This window comes from Streptomyces sp. NK08204, from assembly GCF_020400585.1.
Taxonomy (GTDB): domain Bacteria; phylum Actinomycetota; class Actinomycetes; order Streptomycetales; family Streptomycetaceae; genus Streptomyces.
In genome coordinates this window covers 259898-280942 of record NZ_JAINVF010000006.1, presented here as the reverse complement: position 1 = coordinate 280942, position 21045 = coordinate 259898, and the positions used below count along the sequence as shown (strand labels likewise).

Annotated in this window: 17 protein-coding genes and 2 pseudogenes; 10 read left to right on the top strand and 9 right to left on the bottom strand. The window is 71.3% G+C overall.

Annotated elements, in window-relative coordinates:
* The first annotated feature begins 75 nt into the window (after positions 1–75).
* Positions 76–1173 carry a chemotaxis protein gene (locus tag K7G59_RS12935; protein WP_225833626.1) on the top strand — a complete coding sequence of 366 codons (1098 nt, stop codon included), beginning with the start codon at positions 76–78 and terminating at the stop codon, positions 1171–1173.
* 111 nt (positions 1174–1284) lie between these two features.
* Positions 1285–2310, top strand: coding sequence for a Gfo/Idh/MocA family protein (locus tag K7G59_RS12930; protein ID WP_225833624.1), 1026 nt, complete (start codon positions 1285–1287; stop codon positions 2308–2310).
* Here the strand turns inward: K7G59_RS12930 and K7G59_RS12925 are convergent.
* Both K7G59_RS12925 and K7G59_RS12920 read right to left on the bottom strand, forming a co-directional pair.
* The gene (locus K7G59_RS12925; RefSeq protein ID WP_225833623.1) at positions 2300–4327 is read right to left on the bottom strand and encodes a phosphocholine-specific phospholipase C; all 2028 of its coding nucleotides are present in this window, start codon (positions 4325–4327) and stop codon (positions 2300–2302) included. The two genes, K7G59_RS12930 and K7G59_RS12925, sit on opposite strands and share 11 nt — an antisense overlap.
* Before the next feature lie 138 nt (positions 4328–4465).
* Positions 4466–4879, bottom strand: a complete 414-nt coding sequence (locus tag K7G59_RS12920) for an SsgA family sporulation/cell division regulator (protein ID WP_225833621.1) — start codon at positions 4877–4879, stop codon at positions 4466–4468.
* 350 nt (positions 4880–5229) lie between these two features.
* Between K7G59_RS12920 and K7G59_RS12915 the strand changes: the two genes are divergently transcribed.
* Complete coding sequence (locus tag K7G59_RS12915; protein WP_225833619.1) at positions 5230–6657, top strand: PP2C family protein-serine/threonine phosphatase; 1428 nt, start codon at positions 5230–5232, stop codon at positions 6655–6657.
* Between the two features lie 71 nt (positions 6658–6728).
* Here K7G59_RS12915 and K7G59_RS12910 read toward each other — a convergent pair whose 3' ends face one another.
* Entirely contained in the window at positions 6729–8222 is a 1494-nt protein-coding gene (locus K7G59_RS12910) for a hypothetical protein (protein ID WP_225833617.1), read from the bottom strand.
* A gap of 308 nt (positions 8223–8530) precedes the next feature.
* Between K7G59_RS12910 and K7G59_RS12905 the strand changes: the two genes are divergently transcribed.
* Both K7G59_RS12905 and K7G59_RS12900 read left to right on the top strand, forming a co-directional pair.
* On the top strand, positions 8531–9676 hold the full coding sequence (locus tag K7G59_RS12905; protein ID WP_225833615.1) for an aminoglycoside phosphotransferase family protein: 1146 nt from the start codon (positions 8531–8533) through the stop codon (positions 9674–9676).
* A 288-nt stretch (positions 9677–9964) separates the two neighbouring features.
* Entirely contained in the window at positions 9965–11956 is a 1992-nt protein-coding gene (locus K7G59_RS12900) for an N-acetylmuramoyl-L-alanine amidase (protein WP_225833613.1), read from the top strand.
* A 36-nt stretch (positions 11957–11992) separates the two neighbouring features.
* On the opposite strand, the gene K7G59_RS12895 is transcribed toward K7G59_RS12900, so the two are convergent.
* On the bottom strand, positions 11993–12490 hold the full coding sequence (locus K7G59_RS12895) for a hypothetical protein (protein ID WP_225833611.1): 498 nt from the start codon (positions 12488–12490) through the stop codon (positions 11993–11995).
* A gap of 381 nt (positions 12491–12871) precedes the next feature.
* Positions 12872–13117: a DUF397 domain-containing protein gene (locus K7G59_RS12890; protein WP_225833609.1), complete on the bottom strand. Its 246-nt coding sequence runs from the start codon at positions 13115–13117 to the stop codon at positions 12872–12874.
* Positions 13118–13278: 161 nt separating this feature from the next.
* On the opposite strand from K7G59_RS12890, the gene K7G59_RS12885 reads away from it, so the two are divergent.
* The gene (locus tag K7G59_RS12885; RefSeq protein ID WP_225833607.1) at positions 13279–14280 is read left to right on the top strand and encodes an MFS transporter; all 1002 of its coding nucleotides are present in this window, start codon (positions 13279–13281) and stop codon (positions 14278–14280) included.
* A 62-nt stretch (positions 14281–14342) separates the two neighbouring features.
* Here K7G59_RS12885 and K7G59_RS12880 read toward each other — a convergent pair.
* Together K7G59_RS12880 and K7G59_RS12875 are read right to left on the bottom strand one after the other, a co-directional pair.
* Positions 14343–14689 (bottom strand): annotated as a pseudogene (locus K7G59_RS12880) (lipid-transfer protein); the annotation flags it as partial.
* Between the two features lie 122 nt (positions 14690–14811).
* Positions 14812–15711, bottom strand: a complete 900-nt coding sequence (locus tag K7G59_RS12875) for an alpha/beta fold hydrolase (protein ID WP_225833605.1) — start codon at positions 15709–15711, stop codon at positions 14812–14814.
* 231 nt (positions 15712–15942) lie between these two features.
* Here K7G59_RS12875 and paaK point away from each other — a divergent pair, with 231 nt between their 5' ends.
* Both paaK and K7G59_RS12865 read left to right on the top strand, forming a co-directional pair.
* On the top strand, positions 15943–17238 hold the full coding sequence (gene paaK, locus K7G59_RS12870; protein WP_225833603.1) for a phenylacetate--CoA ligase PaaK: 1296 nt from the start codon (positions 15943–15945) through the stop codon (positions 17236–17238).
* Positions 17239–17487: 249 nt separating this feature from the next.
* On the top strand, positions 17488–18555 hold the full coding sequence (locus tag K7G59_RS12865; protein ID WP_225833601.1) for a S1 family peptidase: 1068 nt from the start codon (positions 17488–17490) through the stop codon (positions 18553–18555).
* Between the two features lie 205 nt (positions 18556–18760).
* Here K7G59_RS12865 and K7G59_RS12860 read toward each other — a convergent pair.
* Together K7G59_RS12860 and K7G59_RS12855 are read right to left on the bottom strand one after the other, a co-directional pair.
* Positions 18761–19284 (bottom strand): annotated as a pseudogene (locus tag K7G59_RS12860) (RNA-guided endonuclease InsQ/TnpB family protein); the annotation flags it as partial.
* A 118-nt stretch (positions 19285–19402) separates the two neighbouring features.
* A complete protein-coding gene (locus K7G59_RS12855) occupies positions 19403–20164 on the bottom strand; it encodes a maleylpyruvate isomerase family mycothiol-dependent enzyme (protein WP_225833599.1) in 762 nt (253 codons plus the stop codon).
* A gap of 66 nt (positions 20165–20230) precedes the next feature.
* Between K7G59_RS12855 and K7G59_RS12850 the strand changes: the two genes are divergently transcribed.
* Positions 20231–20812 (top strand): IS5 family transposase, encoded by a 582-nt coding sequence (locus K7G59_RS12850; protein WP_374114216.1) that lies wholly within the window; start codon positions 20231–20233, stop codon positions 20810–20812.
* Positions 20791–21024, top strand: a complete 234-nt coding sequence (locus tag K7G59_RS35315) for a transposase (protein ID WP_374114222.1) — start codon at positions 20791–20793, stop codon at positions 21022–21024. The genes K7G59_RS12850 and K7G59_RS35315 overlap by 22 nt, the downstream gene beginning before the upstream one ends.
* The last annotated feature ends 21 nt before the right edge of the window (positions 21025–21045 follow it).

Below are 21045 nucleotides of genomic sequence, written 5' to 3'. Positions count from 1 at the left end.
CCGTCCCCGCACGTCGGCCAGGAGTCCGCTTTCACCCCGAATGCCGGATGGGTGAATCCGCCCTATCGTGCTGTCATGGAGCATGCACTGAGTCCCGCAACCCTCGCCGAACTGCGGCGCCCGCGCCCCTACCCTGCGGTGTCGGTGCTGACCCCGACACACCGCCGCGCGCCCGGGAGCAGCGGCCAGGATTCGGTCCGCCTGCGCAATGCGGTCGCCGAGGCCCGCAAACGGCTGGAGTCCGATCCCGCGGTGACGCGCGAACGGCGCGCCGACGTCGAGGCGCAGCTCGACCGCGCCCTGGCGGAGGTGGACCTGACGCACGCCGAGGACGGCCTCGTGATCTTTGCGGCGCCGGGTGAGCACCGGGTGTGGTCACTGCCCCGCAGTGTCCCCGAACGCGTGGTGCTGGCAGACACTTTCCTGACCCGCAACCTGGTCTCCGCACAGGCGGCCGAGCGGCCCTTCTGGGTGCTGTCGCTCGCCGCGGACCGCGTGACGCTGTGGAGCGGCGGCCCCGACCGGGTCGTGGAGGACCACTCCGGCGGATTCCCGCTGGTGCACGTCCGGGAGAACTTCGACGCCGAGCGGCAGATGCAGATCGGCGACCAGCCGAGCATCTATGCCGACGAGGGAATGCGCCAGTTCCTGCGCGAGGTGGACACCGCCGTCAGCACGGTCCTGCGCGACCAGCCCCGCCCTCTGTACGTCACCGGGGCGCAGGCGGCTCTGTCCCTGCTGGACGAGGTCGGCAGCGCAGCGAAGTCCGCCGTGCAGGTCCCGCACGGTGGTCTCGCCCACGCCGGTCCGGACGCCGTGTGGCAGGCCCTGCAACCGGTCCTGGAGGCGGAGGCCCACAAGGACACCGCATCCGTGATGAGGGAGCTGACCTCGGCACGCGGCCACAAGACCTTCGCGGCCGGAGTGGACGAGCTGTGGCTCAGCGCCCGCGAAGGCCGCGTCCGGTTGCTCGCGGTCGAGGAGAACTACCGTACGACGGTCCGCGACCAGGGTGACCACCTCGTCCCGGCCGAGCCGGGTGACCTGGACGCCCGCGACGACATCGTGGACGAGATCGTCGAGCAGTGTCTGGAAACCGGCGCCGAGGTCCGCTTCGTGCCCGACGGCACGCTGGGCGACGCCAACGGCATCGCCGGAGTACTCCGCTACTGAGCGAGGCCCCGAGCGGCACCTGGCCCCCCGGCGGGGCTCCCTGACAGCGCTCCCTCCACCCCTTGGCCGCGTACCCTTCGGCGTGATCATCGGCGAGAGGGAGCGCAACACATGGGAGACCTGCTGGGTGTGGCGGTATTGGGTGCCGGACACATGGGCGCCGACCATATACGCCGCCTTGATGAGGTGGTGAGCGGCGCCAGGGTGGTCGCCGTGGCCGATCCGGCGGCCGACCGGGCCCAGGCGGCCGTGGGCGGCCTGGACGAGGTCACGGTGCACACCGACCCGCTGGCCGCGCTCGACGCACCCGGTGTGGACGCCGTGCTGATCGCCTCCCCGGGCCCCGCGCACGAGGAGGTGCTGCTCGGTGCCTTCGAGCGCGGGCTGCCGGTGCTCTGCGAGAAGCCCATGGTGCCGGACTCCGCCGGCGCGCTGCGGGTGCTGGAGGCCGAGGCGCGGCTCGGCCGCCGGCTGGCCCAGATCGGCTTCATGCGCCGCTACGACGCCGAGTACCGCCGGCTCAAGGCCCTGCTGGACGGGGGAGCCCTGGGCCGGCCGCTGATGCTGCACTGCACCCACCGCAACGTCTCCTCCCCCGCCGACTTCACCAGCGAGATGCTGATCAACAGCTCGGTCTCGCACGAGATCGACGCGGCCCGCTGGCTGCTCGGTCAGGAGCTGACGGCGGTGACCGTACTGCGTCCGGCGCCCTCGACGGGGGCACCCGCGGGTCTGCTCGACCCTCAGTTCGTGCTGTTCGAGACCGAGCGGGGCGCCCTGGTCGACGTCGAGGTCTTCGTCAACTGCGGATTCGGCTACCAGGTGCGCTGCGAGGCGGTGTGCGAGGCGGGCAGCGCGCGGATCGGCGACGAGCACACCATGGTGGTCACCACCCGGGGCAGCGCCCGCGAGGAGGTGGCGCAGGACTACCTGGTGCGCTTCGCCGACGCCTACGACCGCGAGGTGCAGGCCTGGGTCGACGCCACCCGGCGCGGCGAGGTCACCGGTCCGAGCGCGTGGGACGGGTACGCGGCGTCCGTCGTCGCCGAGGCGGGGGTCCGGGCGTTGGAGACCGGCAGCCGTACTGCCGTCGAACTCGCCCCGCGCCCGGACCTGTACGCCGGCGTCAGCCGCTGACGCCGGGCGCGCCCGTCTCCAGGTGTCCGGTGAACCGGCGCGACCAGGTCGCGTCGGAATCGACGGTCAGCGTGAAGTCGTACCAGCCGTTCTGGTAGGCGACGGCGTTGAAGAAGTCCTCCGTCGAGGCGCCCGCAGCGACGGTGTACCTCCAGGGGCCGTCGCCCCGGTAGTGGTTCGAGGTGATCGTGAACGTCACCGGCGACGCACCCGAGTTGGCCATCCGGAAGTAGATCGCGAGCTTGCCCGTCCCGGGCTCCACGGCGTAACGGGTGCTCACCTCGGCCGACCTGCCGGCCTTGGTGGCGTCGCCCCGGAAGCGGCGCAGGAAGCGGTTGGGGCCGGTCATCGTCAGGTCGTACTTGCCGCCGCCGTACCCGGTGCCGATGTTGAAGCAGTCGGAGGCGGTGTCGCCCGCGTCGACCGTGTACTGCCAGGGTGTGGTGTCCCGGTAGGCGTTGGGGTGGATGGAGAAGTGGGCCGCCCTGGTCGCCGGGGCGCCCCGGTTGGCCATGGCGAACCAGGCCAGGATCTTGCCGGCGGCCCCGAACTCCAGGTGGTCCAGGTACCCGTTCGGCTGGTACGGCAGCGCGCGGGCCGGACGCGTGCCGGGCTCCTGGGCGGGCAGCGCGTTGTTCGTCGGCACCGGGTTGGGCAGCGGGCCGCAGGTGGCGTAGCCGATGACGCTCGTCGCCGGCAGCTGGACGGGGCCGTTGACCGGGTTGGCGAAGTCGAAGACACCGGTCAGGTCGCCGCTGACCCTGCGCCGCCAGTCGCTGATGTCGGGGCACTTGGCGGGTTTGCCGATCGCTGTCGTCCAGGTCTCCAGGAAGCGCAGCACCGAGGTGTGCTCGAAGACCTCGGAGGAGACCCAGCCGCCGCGCGTCCAGGGTGAGATGACGAGCATCGGCACACGGAAGCCGAAGCCGTAGGGCACGCCGTTGAGGAACTCGCCGGCGGTGCCGGCGGGCGGCGCCGGGGGCGGCACGTGGTCGAAGAAACCGTCGTTCTCGTCGTAGTTGAGGAACAGGACGGTCGAGTCGAACACGTCCGGGTCGGCGGCGAGGGCCTGGTAGACCAGATTGACGAAGTGGGCGCCGTCGCCGGGCGGGGCGTAGGGGTGCTCGGAGGAGGCCTGGTCGGGGACCACCCAGGAGACCTGCGGCAGGGCGCCGGCGAGCACGTCGGCCTTGATGGCCGCGGCGATGTCGTCCGGGGTGGAACCGGTGACCTTCGGTACGGAGGACATGCCCCGGTCGTACAGCGGGTTGCCAGGCTGGGCGTTCGTGAAGTTCTTGAAGTAGGCGCAGCCGTTGTCGCCGTAGTTGTCCGCCGCGTTCTGGTAGACCTTCCAGGTCACCCCGGCCGCCTGCAGCGCCTCGGCGTAGTTCTGCCAGGTCAGCCCGGACTCGTCACCGCCGTCGTAGCTGGTGGAGTCGACCTTGCCGCTCCACAGGTAGGTGCGGTTCGGGCCGGTGGCGCTGAGCGTGGAGCAGAAGTAGGCGTCGCAGATGGTGTAGTTGTCGGCGAGCGCGTAGTGGAAGGGGATGTCGGAGCGGTCCAGGTAGCCGAGCGTGCGGACGTTTCCGACGCCCGCGACCCAGTTGTCGAGGCGGCCCTTGTTCCACGCCGAGTGCTGCGAGGACCACGAGTGCGGCAGGTCGCCGTTGCACTGGGCCAGGGTCTCGCCGTCTTCGCCGCCCGCGGACGGGGTCGCGCTGAGCTTCCACGGGTACTGGCGGCCGAGTCCGTTGGGCTGGTCGAAGACCGAGTATCCGCCGCTCAGGGTGATGCCGCTGCGGTCGTCGAAGCCACGGACGCCCTTGAGGCGGCCGAAGTAGTGGTCGAAACTGCGGTTCTCCTGCATGAGGATCACCACGTGCCTGACGTCCTGGATCGTGCCGGTCGCTGCATTCTCGGCCGCTGCTGCGGTGCGGGTGGTGCCGACGCCCAGCGCCGCGCCCGCCGCCACGGAGGCGCCGAGCCCCACGAAGCCCCTTCGGCTGATCGGTGTCATTCGTCCCGTCCTCGTCACAGGAGTGCCCCTGCGGCACACCGCGCGCCAGGGTGCACGCGCTGATCGCCGAGGTCCATACCTGCACGATGAGGTAAAGGTGAACAATGTTCAAAGTCACCGGAGGGGGCCCGCGCCCCCTCACACCCAGCCGAACAGGGTGCCCAGCCCCCGCTCCACGACCTCCGCGACATCCTCCTGCCCCGCCGCCACCGCCGTGTAGGTGCGCAGCAGGAAGCGGCGCAGGGCGGCGCTGGGGAACTGGAGCACGGCGACGCCGTGGGGCGAGTGGAACTCCAGGACCGTGCGGGTGCGGCCGTGCGGCCAGATCTGCACGTCCCCGTGCCCGGCCGGGGCGCGCAGCCCCTGGTCCAGAAGGGCGCGCGCGAAGGTCCAGGTGACGTCCTCGCCCGCCAGGGCGGCCTCGGCGGGGAAGTCCACGAAGACGGCCAGCGGATCGCCGGTGGTGTAGCGCAGCGTGGCCGACACCGGGATCTCCTGGTCGTCCGCGGCGACGAGCCGGGCGTAGACGAGTTGCTCGATAATGGCGTCCATGCCTTTAAGGAGTCCGCGGAGGCCTTTCGCATGACGCCAGATCCGGACAGAGTTCGGCGGGCGCGGCACGATTCGGCCGCCAGGGTGGAACGCATGAGCGTCGTACAGGAGACCGAGCACTGCCCAGGACTCGCACCGATGAGCGAACTCCTTTGTGTCTCACGCGACTTGATGCGACCGACACGCACCCGTTCGCATGCCGGATCAGTCCGGGAAGACTCTGGCATATGCCTGAAGCACCACCGGTTCGTGTGTTGCCAAATCCCTTACACGACGTCGCGGGCTGTGCCACAGTCGTAACGATCCCCCCACGTCCTCCCTGGCCGTACCGTCCCCCATCGGAGTGCGTCATGCCGTCCCCAGTCTCCGCGGACCGACCGTCCGCCCAGCCACCCGGGCGCGGCCCGGTCGAGGCGTTGATCTCGCAGGCGCGGCGGCTCAAGGGCGATGTGCACGCGGTACGGAGGGACGTGCAGGGCGACGCTTCGGACCCGCAGGAACGCTGGCAGCGCGCCCTGTACGACCTCGCCCTGCACCAACTCGACGATCTCGACGCCCACTTGGCTCAGTTACGGGACGGCCTGCCCCCCGTGCCGCCGGTCCCGGCCGAGCCCGCCGAACCGGCCGCCGTAGCCCCCGTACCGGCCGGCTCCCTGCTCAGCCGCATCGGCAGCGCGGAGTGGAACCTGCTCACCGACGAGTCGACTTGGTCCGAGGAGATGTACCGCGTCCTCGGTCTCGACCCGGCCGAGCCCGCCCTCTCGCTGGACGAACTGCCCTCCCTGGTCCTGGAGGAGGACCGGCCGAAGCTGACCGCGATGGTGACGGCCTGCCTGATCGACGCGAAACCCATCGACGGTGAGTTCCGCGTCGTACAGCCCGACGCGTCCGTGCGCAGGGTGCACATGATGGGCGAGCCCGTGCTCGGAGCCGACGGCAGCACCACCTCGATGTGGGCGGTGCTGCGGGACGTCAGTGAACTGCGCCGCAGCCAGCGGACGGTGCACGAGACCCATGACTCGTTGCAGCGTCGGCGCCGGCAGGAGCAGACCGAGCACCGGGTCGCGGTCGAGCTGCAGGAAGCCGTGCTGCCGGCCTGGCGCGGGCCCCTGCGGCTTCCGCGCCAGGGACCGCAGCACCTCGACCTGGCCGCCCGCTGCGCGCCTGCCGCGGCCGGCGCGCACCTCGGCGGCGACTGGTACGACGTGCTGGAGCTGTCCGACGGCGACACCCTGCTCAGCGTCGGTGACCTCACCGGGCACGGCATGGCTGTCGCCTCCGGCATGGCGATGCTGCTCGGGGCCGTGCGCGGGATGGCGATGGCCGGCGCCGAACCCGGACAACTCCTGACCATGCTCGGCCAGTTGCTCGACGCCGGCGCCCAGCCCGCCCTCGGCAGCGCCGTCTGCTGCCGCTACCGGCCCACGACCCGCACCCTCCTCTGGGCGCAGGCAGGCCACCCCGCCCCGCTGCTGTACCGCGACGGGACGGGGCGCATGCTGGGCACGCCGGACGGCGTGCTGCTCGGCGCCACCCCGGGCGCCGCTTACGGGCAGGCCGTTGAGATCCTTCGGCCGGGCGACCTCCTCCTGCTGTACAACGACGGACTGGTGTCCGGAGACAGATCGACTGCCACCACGGACCGCCTGCGCGCACTCGCGCCACGCCTCGCTGCGGCGCGCACCGCGCAGGACTGTGTGGGGACGGTCGTCGAGGAGTTCGTCGGAGCCGAGCGCGCGGACGACGCCTGCGTGCTCGTCGCCCGGGTGATCGCCTGACGGCCGGGTGGTCGCCGGTCGGCCGGGTGGGTGTTTGATGGCACCGCCTTCTACGGCAGCGCACAGAGTCCCTACGCCTGTGCGCCGGCGTCGCCCTTCGCCCTCGGCTTGGGCAGAGCCAGCCTGATCTCCTCCCGTAGTTCGTGGATCTTCGGGTATCCGGCGTACTCGGCGGTGAGCCGGTACATCTGCCGCAGCCGGTCCCAGGTACGGCGGGAGGAGTTCGAGCCCATCGACACCAGTGCCAAGCGGGCGTAGCTCGCCGCCTGTTCGGGGTCGTCGGCGATGAAACAGGCCGACGCCATGGACAGATGGTCGAAGATCTTCGACCGCTCCCGTCCGTCGACGCGCAGCGTCAGCGCCTTCTCCGCGAAGTACTGGGCGTGCACGGCGGCGGCCGGGTCGAACTCCGCCAGGGTCCGGTAGGCAAGGGCCTGCATGCCGTACAGATCCTCGTCCTTGAAGGTCTGCATCCAGTCCGGGTGTTGTGCGTCCTGCCGGTCGGAGACGAAGAGGTCCTCCGCCTGCCCGAGCGTGCGGCGCATCGCCTGGCCCTTGCCCATCGACGCCTGCGCCCAGGCCTCGATGGTGCAGAACATCGCCTTCGTACGCGGCAGCAGACGATCTCCCGAACCCTCCTGGGCGAGCTTCATCAGGTCCAGCGCGTCGTCCGGCCGGCCGAGATGGACCATCTGACGGGCCGCCCGGGACAGGGCCTCTCCGGCACGGGGCCGGTCACCGCCCTCGCGGGCGGCATGGGCAGCGATGACGAAGTACTTCTGGGCCGTGGGCTCCAGGCCGATGTCGTGCGACATCCAGCCCGCGAGAACGGCGAGGTTGGCCGCGACGCCCCACAGGCGCCGCTGGAGATGGGGTGGGTGGTGGTAGGCGAGCATGCCGCCCACCTCGTTGAGCTGGCCCACGACCGCCTTGCGCTGAAGCCCGCCGCCACGGGCCGCGTCCCAGGCGCGGAACACCTCTACCGAGCGCTCCAGTTCCTCGATCTCCTGCGACCCGATGGGGGCGGCCTCGTAGCGGTCGAACCCGACGGGGTCGGCGTGCAGGGGGTCGTCGAGGGCGGGGGCGTCGGCCTTCAGGGCCGGATCGGTGTGCAACCAGTCGTACATGGCGCTGCTGAGTGTGGATCCTGCGGCGAGCGCGGCACCCGCGCCCACCAAGCCGCGTCGGTTGAGCATGAGGTCCATTCCCGTGAATTCGGTGAGGACCGCGGCAGTCCGTTCGGGCGCCCACGGCACGCCGTCGGGATGTTCCTCCATCCCGCCGCCCTGCCGTTTCCCTGCGCGCCCGTGCCGCACCAGACCGAGGTCCTCGATGGTCACGACACGGCCGAGACGCTCGGTGAACAGAGCCGCCAGCACCCTCGGCACGGGATCGCGCGGGATCTCTCCCATGTCGATCCACCGACGGACCCGCGAGGTGTCGGTCGCCAGCTGGGGGTGGCCCATGGCCGCCGCCTGCCGGTTGACCAGCCTCGCGAGTTCGCCCTTCGACCAGCCGGCCAGGCCGAACAGGTCCGCAAGGCGGGTGTTGGGTTGTCCGCTCACGTCAAGCCCCCAGGTTCTCGGCTGAGTTGACAGTAGCCGGGTGGAGGTTGCCGGGCGACTATTCGCCACGGTTCGCCAGGGTGCGCCAGATGGTGTGCCACTGGGCATCGGGTGTCAGGTAGGAACGCGCCACCCCGACCCGGTCGCCATCCTTGAGTCCGTCTGGCACGACGGGCGCACTCCCCAGGGTGCACCCGGGCGGCCGGGCCGGGTGGGCGTCTGCGTTCGGACCATGTGCGCGAGGCATGGGCCGAACGCATGGACGTACAGGCAGGCACCGCAGGCACACGAAGGGATCTGTATCTCCCATGTACGCAGCGTCGTCCTCCGTGTCCGCCCCGCCCCGGCCGCTGCGTTCCCGCCCGGCGGGCAGCGGTCCGTATCTCGACCCGGCGGCGCGGCCCGCGACTCCCGTGCTGGGCGTGGGCCGCCCGCGGCGCGTTCCGGGGCAGCCAGGCCCCCAACCGCTCAGCGGGAGACTCGATCTGTCCGGCCCCCAGGGCACGCAGCTGCGCGCCGCGATCGCCTCGGTGCACCGCATCTGCCCGGAGTTCGCTCCGGTGCAGGTCCTGCGCCGCAGCGGGCGCTCCGTCCTGCTCGTCGGGACGACGGGACGCGCCACGGTCGTCGCCAAGTGTCTCCTGGACCAGTCGGCCGCCTGGGCCGAGCGGATCCGCCACGAAATAGCTGCGTACCGCTCGTTCGTCCGGCACCGGCCGCCGGTCCGGGTGCCTCGGCTGATCGCGGCGGATCCCGAGAACTGCACGCTGGTGATCGAGCGCATGCCGGGCCGGGTGGCCGCGCTGCAGCGGCATCCGCTGGAGGCTCCGCCCCGCACGGACATCCGGGCCGCGCTCGGCGCGATCTGCCGGCTGAACGCCTGGCGGCCTCCGGTGGGCACCTTCGACATGCCGCTGGACTACGCCGTCCGTATCTCCCGGTACCACGAGCTGGGCCTGCTGACCGACCGGGACCTGGGCGACCTCCAGAAGCTGCTGCACGGCATCGCGCACACGGCGGGCCGCCAGGGCATGCTGCAGTTCTGCCACGGCGACGCTCTGCTGTCGAACATGCTCCTGTCCCCCGCCGGTCCCGCCCTGCTCGACTGGGAGCACTCCGGCTGGTACCTGCCGGGATACGACCTGGCGACGCTGTGGCTCGTACTCGGGGACGCGCCGCTGGCCCGGAAGCAGATCAGCCAGATCGCCCAGTCGGCCGGCCCGGCCGCGCGGGACGCCTTCCTGGTGAACCTGATGCTCCTGCTCACCCGGGAGATCCGTACCTATGAGACGGCCGTGCAGCGCTCGATGCACGACACGACCCCGGTGGCACCGGGCACGGCCCACCCGGGTGCTGCGCCGTCCGGCGAGGAACAGCGGCTGCTGCTGAGGCGGCTGCACGACGACTGCCAGCTGGCGCGCAAGGCGGTGCGGGCGGCGGTCGGCACTCGCTGACGGGGACGACGGCTCCGCGGTGCGCCAGAGCGGCGGCGCGCCGCGGACCTTCGTACGGGCACGCGCACCGCCGTCCTTCCTGCGAGGCACGGGAGTCACCCCCACAGGTGTACGCCACTGACGCCCCGCAGGCCCGGCCACCGCCACCGCGAAACTCGCCGGAAACCCTCCGTGACGTGGGAAATCATCGTCCTGAAGGCATCATTGACGGATCGTCGGCAAGCCGGTACCACTGACCCAGCTCGGCGCCGCACGCCCCGCCACGCTCGCCCGTCACAGGAGGCCGCATTGCGAGGATCCGCCACCGACCCCACGGCCGCACCCGGCCACAGACACCTGAAGCGGACCGCCGGCGCCTTCGCCTCCGCGGCCCTGCTGTTGCCGCTGTTCGGCGCGGCCCCGGCCCAGAGCGCCACCGACAGCGCCACCGCTTCCACCACCGGCCGGCTCCAGCAGGCTTTCGCCACCGCGGCGGCCGAGTACCACGTGCCGCAGAGCGTCCTGCTCGCCGTCTCCTACCTCCAGTCCCGCTGGGACTCGCACGCCGGCGCACCCAGTGTGACCGGCGGTTACGGCCCGATGCATCTCACCGACGCCCGGACCGCGCTCACCACGGCCGAGCACTTCGCCGAGGGCGGTGAGGACGCACGGGGTGACACCGCACGCGCCGCCGTGCAGCCGGAGATCAAGGCGCCGGCCGAGTCGGTGCTCCCGAACCGTCTGAAGACGCTGCCGAAGGCGGCGGAGCTGACCGGCATCCCCGCCGAACAACTGCGCACCGACCCGGCGGCGAACGTCACCGGGGGCGCCGCCCTGCTGGCCGCCGCGCAGAAGGAGCTTGGCGAGCCGCTGAGCACCGACCCGGCGGAGTGGTACGGCGCGGTGGCGCGCTTCTCCGGCGCTGACGACTCGGCGACGGCGGCGGCGTACGCCAACGACGTCTACGACGTGCTCCGTACGGGGGAAGAGCGCACCACGGACGCGGGCCAGTTGGTCGCTCTGGCCGCGCAGCCCGAGCTGGACCCCGACACCGCCCAGCTGGCACGGGCGGCCCTGCCCACGCTCCCCAGTGACGGCACCGAGTGTCCCGCGTCGGTGTCCTGCGAATCTGTCCCGGCGCCGTACGCCGAGTTCGGGGACAACGACTACGGCAACCACGACCTCGGTGACCGGCCGGTGTCACAGGGCATCAGGTACATCGTCATCCATGACACGGAGGGTGCCTGGGACGGGGTGCTGAATCTGATCCAGGACCCCACCTATGTGTCGTGGAACTACACCATCCGCTCCACCGACGGTCTGATCGCCCAGCACGTCAAGGCGAAGGACGTGGCCTGGCATGCGGGCAACTGGTACGTCAACGCCAAGTCCATCGGCATCGAGCACGAGGGGTTCCTCGCCAACCCGGACGCCTGGTACACGGAGGCGATGTACCGGTCGTCGGCCCGGCTGGTGAGGTACCTGGCCCGGACCTACGGCATTCCGCTGGACCGCCAGCACATCCTGGGCCACGACACCGTGCCGGGGCCGACCGCCGGCTCCATCCCGGGCATGCACACCGACCCCGGCCCGTACTGGGACTGGCGGCACTACTTCCAGCTGCTGGGCCACCCGTTCACGCGGACCGGCGGCAAGGACGCCGGCCTGGTGACGATCCTGCCGGACTACGCCGCCAATCAGCCCACGTACACCGGCTGCACCACGGCGGGCGCGCCCTGCACGGCCCATGGTTCCAGTGAGGTGCGGCTCTACTCCGACCATGACGAGAACGCGCGGCTGATCAAGGACATCGGGCTGCGCAGGGACCCGACCACCGGGGTGAACGATCTGTCCTCGCGGGTGTCCACCGGCCAGCAGTACGCGGTCGCGGACCGCTGGGGCGACTGGACGGCCATCTGGTACCTCGGGCAGAAGGCCTGGTTCAGGAACCCGGCCGAGGAGCCGACGGCGGTGGGCGCCTCCGGTCTCGTGGTGACCCCGAAGGACGGTCTCACCAGTGTCCCGGTGTACGGCCGCGCCTATCCGGAGAAGGAGGCGTACCCGGCGGGGGTGCCCGCCCAGTCCGTCGTCCCGCTGCCCTACACCATCCCGGCCGGGCAGAAGTACGTGGTCGGTGACGAGGTGCCCGGCGAGTACTACTACGCGGTCACCTTCACCACGGACTCGCACCGGGTCGTCGTCGGCAAGGACCTCTACTACGAGATCCAGTACGGTCACCGGGTCGCCTTCGTGCGCGCGTCGGACGTACGCCTGGAAGGTGCGGCCGACCAGCGCGAGTAGCGCAAGCCGGTCGGCCGGTCGCCCGCGGCCGGTGTCTCAGCCCTGCTGGAAAAGCTCCGCCGGGAGCGGCTTCAGCAGGGCGTACAGGTCGTCGGTGATGGGGCGGTCCCAGGCGGCGATGGTCACGAGCACGCCGTCGCTGCGGTCGAACTGCACGCAGGAGATCCGGCCCTCGGACAGCTTCAGGCGTCGCACGATCAGGAGGTTGTCGCCCAGGAGGACCGGGGTGTCCTCAGTGCCGACGACGGTGACCTCCTCGTCGTTGTCCAGCGCCAGCAGCAGCTGCCCCACCTCGAAGGGGATCTCGTTCTCGGCGACGTCCCGGGCCGGGGAGCCCTCGGGGAGATTGCCGATGATCATGGCGGGGCCGCGGCCACCGAACAGGTCATAGCGCAGGAAGACACCCTGGCAGGTGCCGTCGGGGGCGGGCAGCAGGCCCGCGCCGAGGTTGCCCGGCCAGTCGCCCGGGTCCATGGCCAGCACGTCGAAGTCGGGTCCGGCGGGGGTGGCGCTGCGGCGGCGGAGGAACGACATGCGGCCATGGTACGTGCCCGCACGTGATCGACGACGTGCGGGAGCCCCACCACCGGCCCCTTGCCGATGCTTCACCCGGCTACGGCGCGGGGCACCGCGCGGTCGCACCGCGGCCGGGCCCGGCCCTCACACCGACGGCTCCGGCCGGCAACGCGGCCAGCGGCCTCGCGCGTGCAGAGGACCGTTCGGGTGACCGAGTCCGCCATGCGGGCGGAGGCGAGCGGACGGCGCCGGTGCGGGGCCGACACGACCGGGCGGTGCCATCGAGGACGGCGGCGAGGGGCAGGCCGCGCCGCCGGGCAGGGCCTCGGCATCGGCGCGGACACCCGGGGGGTGGCGCCGCCGGTGCGGGGCCGCGGCCACCGAACGGGAACCTATGGCTCAGGTCAGGTCGAACTCCCCTTCGCGCGCCCCGGACACGAACGCGCCCCATTCGGCGGGGGTGAAGATCAGGGAAGGGCTCTGCGGGCGGCCACTGTTGCGCATCGCGATGAAGCCCTCGACGAAGGCGATCTGGACATCGCCCAGTCCCCCGCTGCTGGACTGCCACTCGGCCTTGCTGAGGTCCAGCTCGGGCTTGTCCCAGCCCGCGAGCGGCTGTTGCTGGGTGGTGGTGCTCTCGGCCACGTCCGTGCTCCTCCCGGTTCCGTCGTCCGCGGGTCAGCCTAGCGACCACCCGGGACGGCCGACAGGCCGTGTGAGAAGGACTTCTGCCCCGCTCTCAGGCGTCGGGTGGCCGGGATCCCACGAGCCGCACGGAGAAGAACGGCAGGCCTCCGCCGCGTGGAATGCCCCAGCGGTCGTGGCGGCGGGCGAGCGGGCGCCTGTCCGCGCTGGCCGCCGCTTGTGCCGCCCGCATGCCCGCCGTGCTCACCGTCTCTCTCGCCGTACTGGCGGGGACGTGCCCGCCCCCGGTCGGCCCGCTGATGCGGACCCTGTGGGGCAGGCTGACGGCGGACGAGGCGCAGCGTCAGTGTGCGTTGAGTCTGGACACGGCAGCGGAGTCCACCGTCTTCGCGCTCGGTCCCGTCCTCGGGGGACTCCTGGTCGCCGCCTCCTCCGCGGCGGCCACGCTCGCGGTGTGCGCGGCACTGGCCATCATTGGCTTCGGCCTGCTGGCGACAGGCTTGCGTCGGACCCCTGCGAGCGTGCGTGTGGCATCCGCCGCTCGTCCTCGAAGTCCCCTGCGAGCCCCAGGGTTCACGCCGTTGCTGTTGCTCGTGCTGGCTGTCGCAGGTGCGCTGTGCCTCTTCGAGGTGGCGGTCCTCGCCGCCTGGGGAACGCTGGTGGCCGGGGTGCTGACCACCCTGTTCTCAGTCGGTGGCGTCCTCGGCGGCCTGGTGTACGGCCGCCGCCGCTGGCGCGGCGCCCTCGCGCGCCGACCGGTGGTGCTGGCCGCCTGTTCCACCGTCTGCTACGCGCTCCCCGCACTGGTGTGCTCCGCACCGGCGGCAGGTATCGCCCTGCTGCTGACCGGGGCGTGCACCGACGTCCTCCTGATCACGGCCTATCAGCTCGTCGACAGGCTCGTCCCCCACGGCTCACGCACCGAGGCCGGCGCGTGGATCAACACCGCCTACAACCTGGGGGCAGCCATGGGGACGGCCGCCGGCGGTGTCCTCGTCGACCGATTCGGTTCACCGGCAGCCTTCGCCGTCACGGCTGGGCTGCTCGGTGTCTGCACCTCGATAGGCGCGCCGCTCACACGTCGGCGTCACGCGACGGACGCCGCAGGAGAGGCCGCACTGTCCCAACCCGAGCCGACGGCTACCTCGCCAGGGCGGGCCTGATCACCGACGCCCGTGATCACCGGTATCGCAACCTGAGAGTCCGGTCGGTGGGTGTTGCTGCCGGCCGCGAGGGCGCCGGCGACGGGGTTGACGCGGACGCCGTCGTCGAAGCGGAGGAACTTGCGCGGGATGACCTCCCGTGCACGCAATGGCGCGTGCAACTCCCCAGTGTCGACGGGGTGTTCGACCCGAGCTTTCTCTGCGGCGAGCCGGGCGGAGGGTCAGTCGGTGAGGTCGCGCACGCCCAGGCCGTGGGCCTGCATGCGGGGGGCGATGCCGCGGATCCAGGCGGGCCGCTCGCACAGCTCGCGGGCCGGTCCCCGGCTGCGGGGACCACCGCGGCGGCGCCGTCGCCGACGGGCGGGCAGTCGCCATCGGTGCGCAGGGGCCGTACGACATGACCAGCCTGGGCGTACGCCATCCAGCGCTCGCCGAGCGGCAAGGCGGACTACCGATGGACGCGGGAAACGACGGTGGCGGCGGACCGGGTCGGGGACCAGTAGGTACGGGACCTACGTCGATGCCGGGAGGCTATCCGTGCGGGCCGGCCCGCAGTCCCCGCTCAGCCGATGGCAGAGCGGCGTCGGCGCCGGCCTCTGCCTCGAGGAAGGCGACGATGCGGCGCACGAACCACTGCGGGTCGTCCAGCCAGGGGTAGTGGCCCGCCCCCGGCTGGACGGCGACCTCGGCGTGCGGGAAGGCGGCGGCGGTGTGGTGGGCCAGGTCGGGGCGGGGGCCGCCGTCGAGTCCGCCCGCGTGGACGAGGACCGGGGCGGCCAGACCGGCGAGGGCCGCCCGGGTCGCGTCCGGGGTGAAGGCACCCTCGGCGAAGTAGCGCTCGCCCGCCTCCTCGTTGGTCTGTGCCGGCTCGGCGTCCGCGTGGGCGCGGGCCGCCTCGTCCCAGCGGCCGTGGAAGAACGGCAGGAACACGTCGTCGAAATCGGCGTCACCGGTGAGCCAGGCCCGGAACGGCGCGAAGGCGTCCTTGAACCAGGGTTCGTCCGCCCGTAGGAGGGCCGCGGCAAGCCGGTCCTCGGGAGTCGCCCGCATCCCGAGAGCCGATGGGTTGGGGGTGACCAGCACGAGCCGTCGCACCCGGTGCGGATGGCGGGCCGTGTAGAGCATCGCCAGGGCGGCGCCCGCCGAGTGGGCGAGCAGATCCATGTGCTCCAGCCCCATGTGGGCGCGCCATAGCTCAACGTCCTCGACCATCCGGTCGCATCGGTAGGTCGCCGGGTCCGCCGGCGCCTCGGAGTCACCCGTGCCGCGCAGGTCGAGCAGGGCGAGCCGACGGTGGGCGGTCAGCCCACCCAGGTCCCCGAGGTAGGCGGAGGCGCGCATGGGACCGCCGGGCAGGACGGCGAGGGGCTCGCCGGTGCCCCGGAGGTGGTAGGCGAGCCGGGTCCCGTCGGCAGCGTCGAAGATCGGCATGCGGAGATCATCACCGTCCCGCCGCCCGTGCCGCAAGGCATTACCCGGGCCCTGATCAGGACCAGGACCAAGACCGACGGGAGCGGGGGTCGGACGGAAAATCACGGCAGACCCCTTGTCTGGAACCGGTTGCCTGAATTTACTGACCTCGAACAGAACGACCGAATGATCGGTCGCCCGGAATGTTCGGTTGACGAACCGAAATGCGCGGTTGACGAAGGAGACGCCCCGATGGCGGATGCGACGGACCTGCTGGACGCGGGCGAAAGGCTCGGACCGGAGGAGCTGCGGGCGCTCCAGCTGGAGCGGCTGCGCGCCTCGCTGCGGCACGCCTATGACCATGTGCCCTTCTACCGCGACTCCTTCGACAAGGCCGGCGTCCACCCCGACGACTGCCGTTCGCTCGCGGACCTGGCCCGCTTCCCCTTCACCACCAAGGCCGACCTGCGGGCGAACTACCCGTACGGGATGTTCGCTGTGCCCCGGGACCGGATCCGCCGCATCCATGCCTCAAGCGGCACCACGGGGCTGCCCACAGTGGTCGGCTACACGGACAACGACCTTTCGGTGTGGGCCGACATGGTGGCGCGTTCGATCCGGGCGGCGGGCGGCCGGCCCGGTGACACCGTGCACGTGGCGTACGGCTATGGCCTCTTCACGGGCGGTCTGGGTGCCCACTACGGCGCCGAACGCCTGGGCTGTACGGTCGTCCCCGCGTCCGGTGGCATGACCTCCCGCCAGGTGCAGCTGATCCGGGACCTGGAACCGGACGTCATCATGGTCACCCCCTCCTACATGCTGACCCTGCTGGACGAGTTCGAACGGCAGGGCGTGGACCCGCGGAGCACCTCCCTGCGGGTGGGCGTCTTCGGCGCGGAGCCGTGGACCGAGCAGATGCGGCGCGAGATCGAGGAGCGGTTCGCGATCGACGCCGTGGACATCTACGGGCTGTCCGAGGTGATCGGCCCGGGTGTGGCCCAGGAGTGCGTGGAGACCAAGGACGGGCTCCATGTGTGGGAGGACCACTTCTACCCGGAGGTGGTGGATCCGATCACCGGCGAGGTGCTGCCGGACGGTGAGCGCGGCGAACTGGTCTTCACCTCGCTGACGAAGGAGGCGATGCCGGTCGTCCGCTACCGCACCCGGGATCTGACCCGTCTGCTGCCCGGCACGGCCCGGGTGTTCCGGCGGATGGAGAAGGTCACCGGCCGCAGCGACGACATGGTCATCCTGCGCGGGGTGAACCTCTTCCCGACCCAGATCGAGGAGATCGTGCTGCGCACCCCCGGCGTGGCGCCGCACTTCCAGCTGCGTCTCACCCGGGAGGGCCGCCTGGACGCGCTCACCGTCCGCGCCGAGGCGCGCCCCGGGGCCACGCCCGAGACCCGGGAGGCGGCCGTGCGGTCCATCGTCGCCGCCGTGAAGGACGGCATCGGCGTGTCCGTGGACGTGGAGATCGTCGAACCGGAGTCCCTGGAGCGGTCGGTGGGCAAGATCCGCCGGATCGTGGATCTCCGGCAGCGGTAGGCGGACAGGGCCGAGACCCGGGGGCCGACGCCTGATGGGACATCAGTTGGCGTGGGCTCCCGGGGAGTCGGTGTGACCTTTCAGGTCCGGACCAACGTGTTACGCGCGTAAATTCTGCTGCCGACAGCTTGTCCGTTGCCCCTGCGACCCTGAATACTCCACTCCGTGTGCTTGTCAGGGGCACGTCGAAAATGCCCTGGGACGATCACGTGCCACCTGGCCGGCCCCCCCACCACCCAGGAGGAACGAGTGAAGGTCAAGATCCCTCGCATCGCCAGACGCTCCGGGTTGATCGCCGTGGCGTCCGGGCTCCTCGCGGCGGCGCTCACGACGCCCGCCGCCCAGGCCGCCTCCCCCGCCAAGGTCTCGCCCGAGACCGCGGCCAAGCTGACCCACACCCTGGGCACCGCCTCGACCGCCGGCTGGTACTACGACGCCAAGGCCAAGACGGCCGTCGTCAACGTCACCACGCAGAAGGCCGCCCAGGCCGTCCGCAAGGCCGGCGCCGTGCCGGAGCTCGTCACCTACAGCTCCGCCCAGCTCGCCAAGGCGAGCGACGCCACCAAGGCCGCCGACATCCCCGGCACCGCCTGGGCCGTCGACCCCAAGAGCGACACCCTCGTGGTGAGCGCCGACAGCAGCGTCTCACGCGCCGAACTGGCCAAGCTGAAGTCCGCCACCGCCGCCTACGGTGACGCCGTCACCGTCAAGCGCGTCAGCGGCACCTTCAAGAAGCTGCTCAACGGCGGCACGGCCATCTACGCCGACGCCGGCTGGCGGTGCTCCGTCGGCTTCAACGTCCGCAACAGCAGCGGCACCTACTACTTCCTGACCGCGGGACACTGCACCGACGGCTTCCCGAACTGGTACACCAGTTCCAGCTTCAGCACCTACATCGGCCCCACCGTCGGATCCAGCTTCCCGACCAACGACTACGGCATCGTCCGCTACGACAACGCCAACGTCACCCACCCCGGCACCGTCAACCTCTACAACGGCAGCAGCCAGGACATCACCACCGCCGCCAACGCGTACGTCGGCGAGTCCGTCAAGCGCAGCGGCTCGACCACCGGCGTCCACGGCGGCACCGTCCAGGCCCTCAACGCCACCGTGAACTACGGCAACGGCGAGATCGTCTACGGCCTCATCCAGACCAATGTCTGCGCCGAGCCCGGCGACTCCGGCGGTTCGCTGTTCGACGGCACCGCGGCCATCGGTCTGACCTCCGGCGGCAGCGGCAACTGCAGCTCCGGCGGTACGACCTTCTTCCAGCCGGTGACCGAAGCACTGAGCGCCTACGGCGTCAGCGTCTACTAGTTCCCACCTCGTGCACCGGTCCGAACAGGCATGAGACCGGGCAGGACCGCTGCTCCCCGGGAAGCAGCGGTCCTGCCCGACTCGCACGGCACCAACTCGCACGGCACCGGACGGCGTTGCTGTGGCTGCAGGAGGAGGGGCACAGTCGGTCCTGCGTTCCGTGACTCCACCCACGACTGAAGTCGCGGGCTTCCTGGATCGGTGGCTAAGCGCTGTCGCAGAGGACCAGCCCGGCCCTGTGCGGGACGTTCAGCGCGCCCACGCGGTCGGCGTTCTCCACCAGGCCGCACTTGACGCACTCGAACTTCGCTTGTGACACGGTTCTCCTTCGCGACGTGCCCGCACCCGCCGAATCTCCGGCGGGCACGTGCGGGAGGTGTTGCGGGCGTCCACTGGGACCACGCGGCGAGCGGCACTCTCAGCCTTCTGCGCCAGGATGCTCAGGAACTGTCCCCAACCCGCGTCGAGGATCCTGCGGTTCAGCCCGGCCTTCGCGGCGGCACCGTTCGGAAGGAACGCGCCATCTTGCCCGGGGTCAGGCTTGGGGGCAGGAGCCTTGGTCATGCCCGCCGTGTTCAGCCGCTCGTGCACGATCACATCGTGCTCACGCACCAGGGCAACGGCCTGCTTGTGGTGGTGGTCGAGCCGCTGACGCCGTATCTTCGCGTGCAGCTGGGCGACCTTCCGTGCTGCGGCCCGGTGCTTCTTCGTCCGGCGCCGGGTGCGCTTCCGCTCGGGCCCGAGCTGTACGAGGCCGTACTGGCCGTCCGCCGCGCGGAGGCGGAGCTGTTCGCGATGTTCATCGACGCGGACGTCATCAAGGCCGTCCGCCGGCGGTATTGACTGGCTACTCCTCGGGCTCCCAGGCGATCAGCTGCTCGAACACCTGCTGGTCGCCCTCGATCTTCAGGTCGCTCAGCGTGAGGCGGCCCCAGACGAAGAGGAGCAGCTGCTCGGCCGTGCCCGTGGCCGAAGCGGAGGCGGGCGCGGCGTGGTCCGTCAGGGGTGCGGGCCAGGCGCCGGTGCCGTCCAGCGTGAGGAGCCAGGAGCGGCCCTCGGTGGCGTGGTAGTGGATGGTGGCGGCCTCGTGCGGCCAGGCCGCCGGGGTGGAGTTGCAGGTGTCGAGAAACTCGGCCACGCCGTCGATCGCGACGTCCGCCGGCATCGGCTGCACGGCGCCTGCGGCGAGCTGGGCGTCGTAGGTGTGCACCAGCACCTCGTGCACCCGGCGCCGGGCAACGCCCCAGGCATTCGCCGGCGACACGCCGGCGTCCCACCACGCCCAGCACTCGCGCTCCGGGCCAGCCTCGCGCAGCGCGCTCAGCAGCAGCTCGTTCGACTCGGCGTACCAGGCCAGCAGCGCCTCGAGCTCGCGCGGCACCTCCGCGGCACCCTTGGCCGGCGGAGCCTCAGCCGGGCCCGCGGCGACGATCGCGGCCCACCAGCGCTGGCCCGTACCCAGGTGCTGCACCAGATCGAACAACGTCCACTCGGGGCAGGACGGCACCGGCGCGTCAAGGCTGGGCGCGGCGGCAACCGCACTCCGGAACGCGGCCGACCGCTCGTCGATCAGTTGCAGCAGAGCGGAAAACTCAAGACCCTCTGTCACATCGTCTACCTATCACCCCAGCTCAGCCGATCGCACCCTATTTTCCGGGCCGTCAGCTGCGAGCCGTTGCTGCCGGTCAGGCAGCGGCGTCCGCGCCATCCCGGCCGGCTGCCACTGGACGACCGTGGTTGCCTGCAGGGCATCCTGTTCGTGCTGCACACCGGGATTCAGTGGGAGTGGCTGCCGCAGGAGCTCGGCTTCGGGTCCGGGATGACGTGCTGGCGCCGGCTGCGGGACTGGCACGAGGCCGGGGTGTGGGACCGGCTGCACCAGGTGCTGCTGACCGAGCTGCACCGTGCCGGAGCTGGACTGGTCCCGGGCGGTGATCGACGGCTCCCACCACCAGGCCCGTCGGGGCGGCCCAAAACCGGGCCGAACCCGGTCGACCGTGCCCGGCCCGGCTCGAAGCACCACGTCATCACCGACGCAGGCGGCACCCCGCTCGCCATCACCCTGACCGGTGGCAACCGCCACGACATCACCCAGCTGCTGCCCCCGCTCGACGCGATCCCCCGGATCCGCGGAGTGACCGGTCGCCCCCGTCACCGGCCACGGCAGTTGTTCGCCGACCGGGGCTACGACTTCGACAAGTACCGTCGGCTCCTGGAGTTCCGCACGGCTCCGGCCTGGGCTCGGTCCGCTGGGTAGTCGAGCGGACGAACGCGTGGATCCACGGCTTCCGGCGGCTACGGATCCGCTGGGAGATCCGCGACGACATCCACGAGGCGTTCCTGAAGCTCGCCTGCTGCGTGATCACCTACAGGCGAGTCCAGGCGTTGTGTCAGCTCCTTCAAGGCCCGGTGTTCAGCGCACCGACCGTCATCGCCGTAAGTGTCTCCCCGAGTGGCTGCTGCCGGTGATCCCGAAGGCAGAAGCTCAAC